Origin of the sequence: Flavobacterium akiainvivens, assembly GCF_001278115.1 — a bacterium.
Taxonomy (GTDB): domain Bacteria; phylum Bacteroidota; class Bacteroidia; order Flavobacteriales; family Flavobacteriaceae; genus Flavobacterium; species Flavobacterium akiainvivens.
Map to the genome: position 1 here is coordinate 4,063,813 of NZ_LIYD01000005.1, position 14,208 is coordinate 4,078,020.

General features: G+C 45.7%; 16 protein-coding genes. 5 read left to right on the top strand and 11 right to left on the bottom strand.

Going from position 1 to position 14,208, the window contains the following annotated elements; translation table 11 throughout:
• Positions 1–51: 51 nt before the first annotated feature.
• The 6 genes from rpe to AM279_RS18180 form a co-directional block, all read right to left on the bottom strand.
• A complete protein-coding gene (rpe, locus tag AM279_RS18155) occupies positions 52–711 on the bottom strand; it encodes a ribulose-phosphate 3-epimerase (protein WP_054409467.1) in 660 nt (219 codons plus the stop codon).
• Between the two features lie 416 nt (positions 712–1,127).
• Positions 1,128–1,991 carry a sigma-70 family RNA polymerase sigma factor gene (locus AM279_RS18160; protein ID WP_020212501.1) on the bottom strand — a complete coding sequence of 288 codons (864 nt, stop codon included), beginning with the start codon at positions 1,989–1,991 and terminating at the stop codon, positions 1,128–1,130.
• Positions 1,992–2,179: 188 nt separating this feature from the next.
• Positions 2,180–3,901 carry a hypothetical protein gene (locus AM279_RS18165; RefSeq protein WP_054409468.1) on the bottom strand — a complete coding sequence of 574 codons (1,722 nt, stop codon included), beginning with the start codon at positions 3,899–3,901 and terminating at the stop codon, positions 2,180–2,182.
• A complete protein-coding gene (locus AM279_RS18170) occupies positions 3,891–4,442 on the bottom strand; it encodes an RNA polymerase sigma factor (RefSeq protein ID WP_054409469.1) in 552 nt (183 codons plus the stop codon). Before AM279_RS18170 ends, AM279_RS18165 begins: the two co-directional genes overlap by 11 nt.
• 228 nt (positions 4,443–4,670) lie before the next feature.
• Complete coding sequence (locus AM279_RS18175) at positions 4,671–5,516, bottom strand: hypothetical protein (protein ID WP_054409470.1); 846 nt, start codon at positions 5,514–5,516, stop codon at positions 4,671–4,673.
• A 72-nt stretch (positions 5,517–5,588) separates the two neighbouring features.
• Positions 5,589–6,563: a hypothetical protein gene (locus AM279_RS18180; protein ID WP_236688530.1), complete on the bottom strand. Its 975-nt coding sequence runs from the start codon at positions 6,561–6,563 to the stop codon at positions 5,589–5,591.
• 151 nt (positions 6,564–6,714) lie between these two features.
• On the opposite strand from AM279_RS18180, the gene AM279_RS18185 reads away from it, so the two are divergent.
• The 5 genes from AM279_RS18185 to AM279_RS18205 all read left to right on the top strand — a co-directional run bounded on the left by AM279_RS18185 (position 6,715) and on the right by AM279_RS18205 (position 10,402).
• A complete protein-coding gene (locus AM279_RS18185; RefSeq protein ID WP_054409472.1) occupies positions 6,715–7,407 on the top strand; it encodes an LA_2272 family surface repeat-containing protein in 693 nt (230 codons plus the stop codon).
• A gap of 146 nt (positions 7,408–7,553) precedes the next feature.
• The gene (locus AM279_RS18190; RefSeq protein ID WP_054409473.1) at positions 7,554–8,246 is read left to right on the top strand and encodes an LA_2272 family surface repeat-containing protein; all 693 of its coding nucleotides are present in this window, start codon (positions 7,554–7,556) and stop codon (positions 8,244–8,246) included.
• Between the two features lie 89 nt (positions 8,247–8,335).
• Positions 8,336–8,935 carry a hypothetical protein gene (locus AM279_RS18195; protein WP_054409474.1) on the top strand — a complete coding sequence of 200 codons (600 nt, stop codon included), beginning with the start codon at positions 8,336–8,338 and terminating at the stop codon, positions 8,933–8,935.
• A gap of 50 nt (positions 8,936–8,985) precedes the next feature.
• The gene (locus AM279_RS18200) at positions 8,986–9,672 is read left to right on the top strand and encodes a hypothetical protein (protein WP_054409475.1); all 687 of its coding nucleotides are present in this window, start codon (positions 8,986–8,988) and stop codon (positions 9,670–9,672) included.
• Positions 9,673–9,799: 127 nt separating this feature from the next.
• Complete coding sequence (locus AM279_RS18205) at positions 9,800–10,402, top strand: CDP-alcohol phosphatidyltransferase family protein (protein WP_054409476.1); 603 nt, start codon at positions 9,800–9,802, stop codon at positions 10,400–10,402.
• Here AM279_RS18205 and AM279_RS18210 read toward each other — a convergent pair.
• The 5 genes from AM279_RS18210 to AM279_RS18230 all read right to left on the bottom strand — a co-directional run bounded on the left by AM279_RS18210 (position 10,392) and on the right by AM279_RS18230 (position 14,205).
• Positions 10,392–10,697: a DUF3817 domain-containing protein gene (locus tag AM279_RS18210; RefSeq protein ID WP_054409477.1), complete on the bottom strand. Its 306-nt coding sequence runs from the start codon at positions 10,695–10,697 to the stop codon at positions 10,392–10,394. The genes AM279_RS18205 and AM279_RS18210 overlap by 11 nt on opposite strands.
• A gap of 2 nt (positions 10,698–10,699) precedes the next feature.
• Complete coding sequence (locus AM279_RS18215) at positions 10,700–11,155, bottom strand: hypothetical protein (RefSeq protein ID WP_054409478.1); 456 nt, start codon at positions 11,153–11,155, stop codon at positions 10,700–10,702.
• Between the two features lie 80 nt (positions 11,156–11,235).
• On the bottom strand, positions 11,236–11,823 hold the full coding sequence (locus AM279_RS18220) for a TetR/AcrR family transcriptional regulator (RefSeq protein ID WP_054409479.1): 588 nt from the start codon (positions 11,821–11,823) through the stop codon (positions 11,236–11,238).
• 72 nt (positions 11,824–11,895) lie between these two features.
• Positions 11,896–13,356: a TlpA family protein disulfide reductase gene (locus AM279_RS18225; RefSeq protein ID WP_054409480.1), complete on the bottom strand. Its 1,461-nt coding sequence runs from the start codon at positions 13,354–13,356 to the stop codon at positions 11,896–11,898.
• Positions 13,357–13,488: 132 nt separating this feature from the next.
• A complete protein-coding gene (locus tag AM279_RS18230) occupies positions 13,489–14,205 on the bottom strand; it encodes a hypothetical protein (protein WP_054409481.1) in 717 nt (238 codons plus the stop codon).
• Between the last annotated feature and the right edge of the window lie 3 nt (positions 14,206–14,208).

Here is a 14,208-nt window from a genome sequence, read left to right on the forward strand (position 1 = left end):
TGGAGTTTTTTTATGCTCAGATGCTAAGTAGCTCAGCGGCTCAGTAGCTTGTTAAGAAAGTAGCTTCTTCAAATTCTCAATTGTAGCAATTGGGTCTTCTGCACGGAAAACAAAGTTACCGGCTACCAGTACATCGGCACCGGCGGCGGCAAGCTGTGCAGCGTTTTTATCGGTAACGCCGCCATCTATTTCAATAAGGGTAGAGGCGCCGTTGCGTGTAATGATTTCCTTAAGCTGTTTTACCTTATCATACGTTTTTTCGATGAAAGACTGGCCGCCAAAGCCCGGGTTTACACTCATGATACATACCAGGTCGGTATCATTGATAATGTCTTCCAAAAGGCTTACGTTAGTGTGTGGGTTTATGGCAATACCGGCTTTCATGCCTTCAGCCTTTATGGCCTGTAGCGTGCGGTGCAGGTGTGTGCAGGCTTCATAGTGTACGGTAAGGTTAGTGGCACCCAGTTCGGCAAAGGTTTTAATGTAGCGGTCAGGATCTACAATCATAAGGTGCACGTCTATGGTTTTTTTAGCGTGGCGGGTAATGGCTTCCAGCACCGGCATACCAAAAGAAATGTTGGGCACAAACACGCCGTCCATAATATCTATATGAAACCAGTCGGCCTGGCTGGCGTTAACCATTTCAATATCGCGCTGCAGGTTGGCAAAGTCGGCTGCCAAAACTGAAGGTGCTATAAGTGTGTTTTTCATACTTAAAAAGTTGTTGTTGTTTAGTTGGAGCAAAGATACATTTTTAGTTTCAGGTTTCAAGTTTCAGGTTTCAGGGAGGGGTTGAAGCTAATTTTAACGTTAGTATCAAAAAGCTGATGGCTAATTGCTGAAAGCTGTATTAACGGCACAATATTTGTAAGATAGAATGCGTTAATGTAATGAAGATATAGCCCATTTATACCTGCGGGACATCGATCACCCCGCAGGGCAGGGCTTATATAAATTGAAAAACTCCGGTAATCAGCCGGAGTTCAATCATCAATCAAAAAACGAACAGTTATTGAACTGTTTGTATTGTTATATACTGGTGTGGGTATAATGCATATTTATACCGCCAAAATACGACATTTATTTAAAATACGAAATTTTGGCGGCTATTTTTGCCAAACCTTGCCTTATCCAAGGTAGGTTTTAAGTATTTTACTCCTTGAAGTGTGTTTTAACCTCCTGATAGCCTTTTCTTTAATCTGGCGTACGCGTTCGCGGGTAAGGTCAAAAGTTTCTCCTATTTCTTCAAGTGTCATTGGGTGCTGGTCTCCCAAACCGAAATAAAGCCTTACAACATCGGCCTCACGTGGGGTAAGGGTTTCAAGGGCACGCTCAATTTCTGTGCGAAGCGATTCGTGTATCAGCTCCCTGTCCGGGTTTGGCGATTCGCCAGAGCGCAATACGTCATACAGGTTAGAGTCTTCACCTTCTACAAGCGGTGCATCCATTGACAGGTGACGGCCGCTGTTTTTCATACTCTCCTTAACATCGTTAACGGTCATGTCAAGCTCTTTGGCAATTTCCTCGGCGCTTGGGGCACGTTCATTACTCTGCTCAAGCAGGGCATACATTTTATTAATCTTGTTTATAGAGCCAATCTTGTTAAGCGGTAGCCTTACAATACGAGACTGCTCAGCAAGTGCCTGAAGTATAGACTGGCGAATCCACCATACGGCGTAAGATATAAATTTAAAACCGCGTGTTTCGTCAAAACGCTGGGCGGCTTTTATAAGTCCCAGGTTACCTTCGTTAATAAGGTCGGGCAGAGTAAGACCCTGGTTTTGGTACTGTTTTGCAACCGATACCACAAAACGCAGGTTAGCTTTAGTAAGTTTTTCAAGAGCGCGCTGGTCACCTGCTTTAATGCGCTGTGCCAGTTCTACCTCCTCATCCGCTGTGATCAAATCAACTTTACCAATCTCCTGGAGGTATTTGTCTAAAGAAGCAGTTTCCCTGTTGGTTACCTGCTTCGTAATTTTTAACTGTCTCATGTAAAAATTCCCTGTGGTTTAAAATATTCAGTAGTTATACGTAAGGGACGGACAAAAGGTTACAAAGATTTTTAATTTATAGTAAAAATTAACACTATCACGTTTTCTTAAAAAAGCAAACCCCTGCGGCGGCAGGGGTAAACTAACTCATCATTGGTTGAAAAAACTATATACTTGTTGGTTGTATATTAAAACCTGTACTGAAGGCCCGCCTGAACGTATAGCGATATGGGGTTAACGCCTTCAAATGTATTAAAGTAGTATTTAAAGCCGGGCTCTACATTAAGCTGCAATTCGCGTACAAACTTGTAGTAGAAGCCAAAGCCGGCATTGCCCGAAAGGCTAAAATCGTTAGCGCGGTTAAGGCTGCCCAGCAGCACGCTGCCCTGGTTGTTAAGGGCATGGAGCTCGTTGTCGCCCATAAAGAACATACTGAAACCGCCTTTAAAATACAAATCGGCACGGGTACCAAACAGGGCATAAGTAGCTTCTACCGGTACTTCTACAATGCTGGTTTTTTGGCGCAGGGTTACCGGGCTGTTGCCCAGTGCCACGTTTGCAGCAGTGTTGCTCATACCATCGGCATAAGTAACGCCGCTGTAGTTGCCGCCAAGGGTAACACCGGTAGTGTTTTGTGTAATGCCCATGCTGCTTACACCGGCACGTACGCTAAACTGGCTTGAAAATTCATAGCCAACGTAAGCGCCAAAATTTGTAGATGTTTCGGCAGAAGAGCGGCTGTTGTTAAGCGACGGGTCTATAAGCGATGTGCTTTCGCCAAACTTATAGTTAGTAGGCGCCACAAAGGCAAACACATAAAAATCATTGCGGTAGCCTTCGCCTCCGCTAAGGTTGTCCTGTAAAGCATAAGCGGGTTTTGCAAAGCTGCGTTCCCTGCTTTTTTCGTCGTCAAGCTTTTTTTGTACCAGCAGCAGGCTATCGGCCATTGCTTTTGTAATGGTAGGGAAATTACCCGCGCTGTACACAAATTGTGCATCGGTATTGATTTTAGTGCGGCCTTTGCCTGTAATTGTAGCTACAGGTGTTGTGGCTGAGGATGTGGCGTTTGTAGCCGGTTGGTTTTGAACATTATTGTTTTGGTTTTGTACAGGTGCGTTACCCGAAACATTGTTATGGTTATCCGGTTGCCCTGAAGCTGCAACCTGAACTCCTGCCTGGTTTGTGGCATTGGCCATTTTTGCAGGGTTGTTTTGAATAGCAGGTGTTGAGGCAACTGTTTGCTTACTATTAGTATTGCCTTTAGTGGCAGTACTGTTGTTTTTGCCTTTGGCAGATGCCTTATTTACAGTAGCCACAGCAGCTGTATTTTTGCTGTTTGAAGTTGAACTGCTGTTCGCCTTATTGCTTTCGGTAGTACTACGGTTAGTATTGGCTTGTGTGGTTTTGGTATTACTTGCCGAACTGTTATTTGCTGAGGCATTTACTGCATTGCCTGTAGCCGGCGTAGTACTGTTTACAACAGATGTTGTATTGCCGGAATCAGTAGCAGTTACTGCATTGCTATTAACGCCTGCATTACCCTGTGAGCCTGGGGTAGCAGTGCCTTGTGGCAATGTAACATTTGTATTTGTGCCGGTTTCGGGTGCTGTTGTACTGTTACCTGTACCATTACCTGAAGCGGTTCCGGTTGTGGTTTGCTGTTTTTCGCCGGGCATTTTAATGATAATTTCCGGCATGTATTGTTCCCACTGCGGGTAGGTAAATACTGCCAGCAGCACTACACCCAACACGATAGATGTAGCCTTGCCCCAAAACGGCATGCGGAAACCACCACGCTTTTGCTGCTGCAAAGAGGCGTTTATGTTTTGCCACACAGCATCGCCGGGCTCGCGGTGCAGCCCGCCAAGCCTGTCTTTAAAGGCCTTGCCTATGTCTTGCTTATTTTCCATTGCTCACGTTATAATTTCCAAGGCTTTGCTTAGCCTTTACTTTTTCCTTTAATATGGCCTTTGCCCTGTGCAGGTTGCTTTTGCTGGTGCTTTCGCTTATGCCCAGGCTTTCGGCTATTTCTTTGTGGCTGTAATCGTCCAGCTCATACATACTAAAAACAAGGCGGTACTGATCGGGCAATTGCTGCACCAGGCTAAGCAGGTAGCTGGCAGGCAGGTTTACCTCATCATCAGTAACATCTGTATCTTCAGGCAGGTTGTCTTTAATGGGCACCATCAAGGTGTTTTTCTTGTAGCTGTCTATGGCCTTATTTATGGTAATGCGCTTCATCCAGCCTTCAAAAGAGCCTGCGTTTTTATACTTGCTAATATTGGTAAAGATTTCTATAAACGCGTTGTGCAGGTTGTCTTCGGCTTCTTCCTCATTACGGCAGTATTTAAGGCACAGGGTATACAATACACCCTTGTAGGCCAGGTACAGTTGTTCCTGGGCCTTAGCATTGCCCTTTATGCAGCCCTTAATGATGTCGTCGAGATTCAAAGCCTCTTGTTTAGGTAGGGTTAAAGCTAACAATTATACCTGGTTTATCGCGTCATACTTCCGTTTAAAATTTGCTTCCGGCGCTGTTTTTATGGAGCGCCGGTGCAAAAATTGTTTTCTCTTTCTTAGCAATTTAATTATTAGTCTGCCTAAAAAACAAAAGGTTGCGTGCGGGCATAAAAAAAGCAGGCGTTTTTTGCGCCTGCTCCTTCACTATGGTTTTTGGTGTTACTCGTTATAGTAAAAAAATGTTTCTTCGGTAAGGTCTGCACCAAAATCATTAAAGCTGGTCTTTTTCCTGTATGTCTGATAGTTATTGGCGTTGAAGGTACGCTCAAACTCCCACATATTTTCATACGACTTAACGTATTGCGAATGCGTTTCGGCCACCTGGTTAAGCTGGTTTTGCGGCAGTATGCGGTTGTTGCGCTCGGCAACGCTAAGCAGCGAATTTTGGGGCTTCTGTACGTTAAAATACGTAAAGCTTGCAAAAAGTTGTTCCTGGTCCCAGTCGCTTATGTACTGCATAATGTTAGAGGGCGTGCCTCCGTCAAAATTTACATAAGATGCATTATTGCTTTCAACAAATTGAGATGAAATAATAAGCCCGTCGCTGTTAGTGGCGTAGGTAATTAACGGTACTGCAACACCCCCGCTAACCTGGGCATAGGTAATGGTACCATCTGTATTATAGGTAAACTGCGAAATATTGTTGTCAAAAAGGTTTTGGTTGCTTCTTGATACAATACGGCCCTGGGCATCAAAGGTGTCGATTGATGTGTAAACCAACGTGTTTGAGGCATCAAAGCCGGCAACAGTTTGGGTTGTGGCGGTATAAACAGCCTCAGAACGTTCCAAGATAGTGCCGCTTGCGCTAAAAAGGGTATCGGCAATAAACCGGCCCTGTGTGTTGTAATAGGCTACACGCTTGGTGTTGTAATTGCTCTCGAGGGGTTCGTAAGTAATGGTCTTTGCCAGCGTTAGGGCATTAGGGGTGCTTGGTGTTGAATCGTCATCAGAGCACGACACCAGTACACATGCCGGTGCCGCAAGGAGTAAAAGTAACTTTTTCATGGCGTAAAGTATTAATGGTTTGTATTTAAGTCTGTTAAATTACTTAAAGTTGCGCCATAACTATGTTAAAGTTTAAAATATTTCTGTTGCAGCCTGCATGCGCTGCATATACAGTTCAACCTTTTGGTGGGCACGGTTAAAAAACACCTTCCTGTCGCGCGTGCCGCTAAGGTTAAGCGATTTGCTGCTGCGCAGCTGGTGCTTAAAAAACGCCAGGGCATTGGTGCAGGTATCGGCATCTTCGGTAATAAAATAGCCCAGCATGGTGTAGGGCACAAAAAGCGATTGCTGCTGTGGCGCGCTAAGCAGCACATTGTTGTTGAGTATAAGCAGCTCGTTATAATACAGGCTAAAACGCCCCTGCCCGTTGCAGCACCGGTCTTCGGCGGTGTTGAGGATGGCTTTTAGGTCTTCGCACAGCAGGAGGGCATTGGGCAATGATACCAACCCGCTCTGGAAAAAATAGTACACCTGTTGCAGGGTACTGTTTATGGTGGTGTCGTTCCAGATTTCGTGTACCTCTACCTTTTCATAAATATCTTTAAGGCGGGTGCTGTGCTGCAAAAGCGCCCTGTCTACCGTAAAAGCCTCGAAGCTGCCCTGGTTTTGGGTGCCCGACAGCAGGTTGAGCCATACATACAGCTTAAACTTGCTGAGCAGCGTGCCGCCTATGGTATAAAACAGCGGAATATCTTTAGCGCTGTAGTACATTTTTGCGTCCGGATATTGGGCAAATGCCGCAATATTATCGGCCGAGTGCCTAAAGTAGGCTTCCATATCCTGTAGTGAGCTTATCTCGGCTGTTTTTTCTACAATTACTTTTTTGCTGCCTGCAAAAAGGGCATCCATGCTCAGGCCGTAGTGGCGGCACAGGGTAATGGTTTCTTCAATGCTGAATTTACTTTTCTGGCTCACACGGCGGTGGGCGGCATCATAGCTTATGCCCAGTACTTCGGCAATGGCTTCTATTACTGACCGGCTTTTATCAAGCTTATTCCTTACCGCTTTAAGCAAAACATCCTGGTTATCCATTTTTGCGATTTTCACAAATATAGGTTTTATTTTAATCGATTGGCACAAATTAAATTGCGGTGTTCGCGATAATTTTGATTCAAGGTTCTGAGGTACTTAGGTACTTAGGTGCTAAGGTTTCTCTACAGCCCCAAACTCAGAACCTCAGAATCTAAGAACCTTAAAAATGAAACACCTACTCATCTTACTCTTTTCAATTACTGCCTTTGCGCAGCAGGCCGATACGTTGCAAACGCGTTTTTTCAGCCTTACGCCAACGCCCAGAAGGATTGACCGTGTAAATGGCCTGGCAATAGGCTTTGGCGGGTCGTTGAGTAATACGCCTACTATGTTTAACGGGGTTAATATTGAAGTAAACCCGCTTACGCCCCTTATACTTATTTTCCTGGATCCGGCTAAAATACTGGTAGCAGATAATGAAAAAGTAATGCGCACCGTTAACGGGCTGCACCTTGCCGCCGGTGGCTTTATGGATGGCGATGACTTTAACGGGCTGGGCATTTCGGTTTTTAGTATTACCAATAAAACCAACGGGCTTACCATAAGCGCACTGTATAATGTGAGCAGGCAGCTGCACGGGGTGCACATTTCAGGCTTAAGCAACAGTGCGCACATAGAAGGCAGCGGGCTTTTTATAGCGGCGCTTAACAATGGCAAAAAATTTAGCGGCGTGCAGATAGGCGGCTTTAATACTGCCGAATACTTTAAAGGGGTAAGCATAGGTATTGCCAATACCTGCACCGGAGAGATGAACGGCCTGCAAATAGGCCTTATAAATAAAGCAAAGAAATGCAACGGCCTGCAAATAGGCTTACTTAACCAAAACGACAGGGGCACAATGCCTTTTATTAACTGGTAGAAGAAGCTGCTAAGCTTCTTAGCCACTAAGCGTTTTAGCTTTTGAAAGCACGCGATTATTGTTGACTATGATTAATAACATACTGCTGAGCCACAACGCCGGGCAGCTCAGTAGCTAAGAAACTCAGTAGCTCAGCGGCTTTTATTATGAAACACCTACTCATCTTACTCTTTTCGGTTGCTGCGCTGGCGCAGCAGGCCGATGCCAAAAAATGGACACCCTTTAGCCTTACGCCTGTAGGGCAGGATACCTATCGTGTAAACGGAATGGCCATGGGCCTTGGTGTGGGCTTTCCGTCTGAAGATAATGCAGAAGTAACCATTAACGGGTTTAACCTTGAAATTAATCCGCTTGCGCCGCTGTACATGCTGTTTTTTGACCCGTCGAGGGTTAAACGCGACAGTATTTACACCCGCGTTAACGGCCTGCATATTTCAACTGCGGGGCTTATAGGCAATGCACGCCTTAATGGCCTTGGGGTGTCGCTGTTTAATGCAGGGTCGGCCAGTAACGGGGTTAATGTCTCGGTGCTGTATAACGTTAACCGGGTTATGAACGGCCTGCACATAGCTGCTTTTGGTAATTCTGTTGAAGAAAAGGGCAACGGCCTGCTTGTGGGCATGGGCAATAATGCGGTAAAATACAACGGGGTTATGCTGGGGCTTTTTAACCGCGGGGAAACCATAAGGGGGCTAAACATAGGCATAACCAATATAACTGCCGGAGAAATGACGGGCCTTCAGGTAGGTATTTTTAACCGTACCAAAAAGTGCCGCGGCCTGCAGATAGGGCTGTGGAATGTAAACGAAAAACGCAGCCTGCCTTTTGTTAACTGGTAAAAGCTGCTTAGCTACTTAGCCGCTTAGCATCTAAGCCTTTGAGAGGGGTTGCGCACAGCCGCGGGTTTCATCCGGTAAAATAAACAGATATGAAACTAAAAACAGCCATAATTACACTATTGCCTGCCGTTTTCCTGATGTCCTGCGGCAGCCTGAAAATCACAAGTGAGTATGCCGGAAAAGTATGGCATATAGACGGATACAGCATAATGTATTGCAGGAAAATGGGTTGGGCAGGCCCGCCATTTTATACGTATGATGTGTATAGGGATGGGCGCTACATAAACTATGGCGCCTTACAGGATAACGACTCCTGCCTGTTGCGCTTTGAGGAAAACCGCGAACGCTATGTGTACTTCAATTTGTGTAACGGCACTAAAAGAGTGTATGCAGATAGTAAGGAACTGCTTAGCGCAGAAACCATTGATTCGGTACTGATAAAAGGCAGTACGGCTACCCTGCGTTTAAGCGCTAATGAGATAAAGAAATATGTAAAGATGTGGAACAAGGCAGAGGCTAATGGCTTTAAGCGCCTGGGTACGGGGTATGACTATGAGGTACTGGTGTATGCAAACGGCGCGGCACGGCATATATGGCTGCTTAACAACTATGTTACCGAAGATGGCGCGTGGTCGTATAGTTTTAAATGGAATACTTTTTTTGAAAAAATGCGGCAGAAGGTGCGTTGACGTAACCGAAAACAGGATGCTGCCTCAGCGTTAATTTATACAATAACACTATGAAAAAGATACTGATATTTTTAATCCTATTGGCTGTTAGCCCGGTGCATGCCCAGCAAAACCGGGGTATTGAGCGCGACTCTACCATTACCGATACTACCCGTTATGCGCGTTTTGTGGCAGAGGCCGGGGTGCGCATCCCGCTGGGGCGGATGAAGGAAAAATACGGCACATCTGCCGAGTTTGGTGCCTGGTGGCGCACCCGTGTTGCCTATAACGATATGCTTGACCTGGGTTTTAGCCTGTATATTCCCCAAAACCCGCAGGAGTTTACCTATACCTACCGCGGCGAGGCGCTGCCCACAAATGCCATAGGTGTTTCGGGTATGGTGGGCATGCGGTTTTGCAATGTGTATGTATTGGGCGGCAAAACCAGCCTGGAGTGGGTAAGCAGCTACGGCTATGCCTTTTTTACCTATTATGACGAATACCGCGACCGCCACTATACTGACCCGCCCGTTACACCCGCCGAAGACGAAGAGAACGAGAACACGGTTGACCTCTTTGGCGAGAGCTATGCCCGTGCGCTAAGTACCTTCCACATAGGGCAGGGGGTACGGCTGCACGTGGGGCGGGTATCGTTTTATGCGGCCTATAACTTTGCACCTTACGGGTTTTTTAGCAACAACGTACCCGATAATTTTGGCAGCCACAGCGTGAGTGTATGTGCGCAGGTGAGAATCTAAGGCGCTTAGGCCCTGAGGTGCTGAGGTACTTAGGGTAAAGCCGCTGTAATTGTCAAAAAATAGCTACGGTGTAATGTTTGTAAAACCTCAGAACCTTAGTTCCTCAGTAACTCAGAACCTAAAAAAAATGAAAAAACTTCCCATCCTTCTTATCCTGTTTCGCCTGGTGCTGGGGCCGTGCATGATTGCACTGGCGTACCACTATGGCGAAGCTGCCCGCATGCCGCTTGTGGTTATGCTGCTGGCAGGTATACTATCTGATATTTTTGACGGTATTATTGCCCGTAATCAGGGCATAAGCACTGCCACGCTGCGCCGTATGGACAGCCAGACCGACCTTGTTTTCTGGCTTTGTGCCGGATGGTGTGCCTGGCTGCTGAGCCCGGATATCATCATCCAAAACAAAATAGCCATTATTACGCTTTTTGCCATGGAGGGGTTAACCTACCTGTTCAGCTTCCTGAAATTTGGCAAAGAAACCTGCACGCACGCGCTGCTAAGCAAGCTGTGGGGCATTATGCTGTTTGCCGCCTTTACAAGTATACTGGGCTTTGACTATGCGGGTATACCCTTTGCGCTGGCTATTGTTTTCGGGGTTATATCGCACCTTGACGTGTACCTTATAATCCTGTTCCTGCCTAAATGGACGCACGATGTGCCCAGTGCGTGGCATGCCTGGCAAATACGGCAGGGCAGGGATATTAAGCGCCACAAAATGTTTAACGGATAGGCCTGAGTATCTTGTGGTCTATGTAAAATGTGCCAAAGGGTATTATGCAGGCCAGGAGTACCTTCCAGGTGGTTTGGCTAAACTTCCAGCCCTGGTCTACCCCCACACTGAGCGTATTGAAAATGAACAGCAAAAACAGCGCACCGTGTATGGGGCCAAGGGTTTTTACCAGAGATGGGTCAGACGCGGCATACTTAAGTGGTACGGCCACAAAAACCAGCAAGAGTAAAGAAATGCCTTCTAAAAAGCCGATGATGCGCAACCGGCCTGTGTTTGTTTTGAATAAGTGTATCATGATTAAAAGCGAATTAACGGGCGGTGGGCAAGTGTTGAAAACGGCCACGGTATGGCAACCAGTATAACCAGCAGTGCTATGCCAAAAAAGGTATAGATGGTTTTAAACTTCCGGCTGTCGGTGGGCTGGCGTTTGGCCCGGGCAGAGCCTATTGTAACCACCACAATGGCCAGCAGCATGAGCAGTATGTGGATTACACCAAAGAAAACAGGTTCGCCGGCGTTATCTCCCACACCGCTGTTAAAGTATTTAACCATGGGGCTCTGGGTATAGAGTACCATACCCAACATGAGCTGTATGTGGGCTATGGTAGCGCTCCAGTGACGCAGGGCGTTATCTGTTTTTGTAAAGGGTTGCAGGGTGCGGTAGCGGCACCACGAGCGATAAAGAGTGTAGCACAGCGCCGCCAGTACCAGCCACCGGAACATCGAATGTGCTATAAGTAAAATATTAAACATACTATTCGGTATTTTTTGATTGATGGCAGCAAAGGTAAAATAAAAACATACTAATTAGTATGTTTTTAAATAAAAAAATATCAAAGGGTGCTGAGGTAGTTTTTAAACTCGGCAAGGAAAGGGGTGTAACAGTCTTTGCCATACATTTTGCCCAGGTTGCGAATGCCGCCATAAGATGCCAGTACATACAGGGCTACCTGAGATGCATTGGTTTCAGGCTTGATGCTGCCGTTTGATTTGCCGTTTTCTATACAGGCAATAATGGCATTGCGCCAGTTATCAGCCAGGGTGGTAAGGGTTTTGTTAAAGGCATCGCTATAGCCCGAAAGCTCATCGATAAGGTTTATGGCGGGACAGCCGTATTTTACCACAAAAAAAGGGTTTTGCAGCAACAGGCCGTGCATCATGGCATAAAGTTCTTCCTTTGGGTTTTTGCCCGATGTAAGCGGTGTTAGCAGGGCTTCTTCCATACCGGGGCGCATTACCTCGTTTATCATGGCCAGGCCCATATCATCTTTGTTCTTAAAATGATAAAAAAACGCGCCCTTGGTTACCTGTGTAGTGGCTATAACCTGGTCAATACTGGTGGTGCGGTAGCCGTTGGCATACACCAGTGCAAAGGCTTTTTGCAGTATGTTGAGGCGTGTGGCAGCGGCTTTGGCAGACATTTTTTAATGATTACTATGCAAATGTAGCAATTATTCAATGTAGCAATTGATTTATGTAACAATTGGGCCCGCTTACATTTTTTTGATTTCGGCTTCAAGCTTACTGATATCTGATGGCGATGCGGCATGCAGCTGATGCACGGTGCCATTACTGCCCACCAGCATATACCACGGAATAAGGATACCGGTATTGTTAACATCGCCGTCGCTGTTAAATAATTTGGTAATGTTAAGGTCAAGCGCCGGGTTTACCCGTATGTGGTGCCCCTGCAAGCCATAGTGGCCTATCATTTTTTTCCAGGTTTCGTCTTTATCTTCTTTATCTACCGAAATGTAGAGCACCGTAACATTGTTTGCCTTTAGTATTTTGTACAGCTCATCTTTATACTTAAACTCATCGCGGCACGGCCCGCACCAGGTGGCCCACACATCTATAAAGAGTTTTTGCCCCTCAAATTTTTTAACCAGTTCTTCAAAAGTATTCAACTGGCGGTAATTATCTACATAGGCAGCGCCCTGCGGCAGGCTTTCGGTTTCGGCAAAAAAGGCAATAACGGGCGCTATTTTTGGTTCAAAATAACTAATGTAACCGCTTTTTGGGTAGTGTTGTTTAAGGTAATTAAATACGGTTATGGCGCCTTTGTCTTTCCTGTCGCCATATAAATAACCATACAATGTCTGTGCAATAAAACATTCGGCATACTGCTTTGGCAAAAGGCCGGAAGTATGTTTTATTCCGCTAAGGGCATCAGTGGCGTTTACTATATTTTTTTGGTTGAACCCAACCTCCTGGTATGCCTTGAAATTTTTATATTCCATCAGGTAATAGCCACACCACGGCGACTGCAGCACACCCGGCTGCTCTTTTCTGAATATGGCCTCCCAAATATCCTGAAACGGTTTTAGGTTAGGCTTTGTGGCTTCATTTTCTGTACTATGTTTAATGAGTATGGCATATGATTTTGTTGCGGCATAAAACGTTTGGCGTTCGTGTGTTAATGCTTCAAAAATATTTTTAGAAATAAGCTTGCCGTTATAAAGCGTGGTTATACCCTCAAAGTCTTTTTTGTATAGTTGGCTGAAATGATTTTCAAACTCTTTTGGGTCTTCAATTTTAGAGGCTTGCTGCGCTGTTTCAAAAAAAAGCCCCTCACGTATTTGGCTTAACATAGCATTGTAGTGTTGTTGCACCGGGGCATCAGTACCTGTAACCTTGGTGGTTATAAAGTCGCCATTCTTAATAATGTCAATATTATATTGCCCACCCGGAACGGCCACAACATAGCCCGCGGGCTGGTAGTTGTAGTATATATCTATAAAGGCTACATTGCTTATATCGGTGTTTATTTCGAAGTTGCCATTTGCATCTACTACTGCCGTATAACAAAATTCAAAACCTGATGAACCGTTAACCGGTGCGTTATAACGCAGGGCTTCAGGAAGCTTGCCGTTTATTTTACCTTTAATTATAATGGGTTTAGCCCATGCGGCACACACCACAAACAGGCACAGGAGGAGGATTTTTATTTTCATGATGGAACAGGTTAGTACAGTAAAAGTAAGAAAAACTTTTAAAACCTGACCCCGAAAGCATCTGAACTAAAAGAATTTATCGAAACCTGAAATAGAGTATGTTCTTCAAAGATTAAAGAATGCTTTAGAATCTTACTGCGGAAAACACTCAGTACCCACGGCGCCCCTGTATTGCAGCACCACGCGTTCGTTATAGGCTACGGCGGTACAGTCTGTAACATATTCTTTAACAGTGGCAGGGCTTACTTCCTGGTTAAAAATAATATAGCTAAAGCGTTCGCGCAGGTTTGCGGCATACGTAACCTCTGTAGCGGCATAGCCGTTTTGTATGCCTATGCAGCCCGCCTTTTGCAGGGCTACCCTTACGTTTTCAAGGTCCTGGGGTGTCCAGTTAAGGCGTTTCAGGGTTTTGCTGAGGTCGGCACTATTAGGCGCCATATTGCGCATTTCGAGGTCAGTACCCGGTATGGGGCCGTATATGAGTATATCTATACTTTCGGGGATATTAAACAGGGCATTTGCCGGGTTAAAAAACACGCCTATAGAGTGCTCCTGTGGTACCATGGGGCTAAAGAGGTGCAACAGCTGGTTAAAATAGGGCTGTTTCTTTGCCATGTTGTCCTGCATTGCTTTTTTGCTGCCCTGCGGCTGGCTCATTACAAACAGTAAAAAATCCTGCTCTTTGCCGGGTGGTGTGCCCTGGTATTCGCGGTTGTATTCTTCCTGCAAACTGCCGTTAAAACGGGTTATAAGGCTTTTAAACAGTGAATCTCGGTTAACGGAGGGTGACAGGCTTTGGGCGTGCATAGCGGCAGATATAAGGCAAATAAACAGGTAGTGTAATTTCATTAT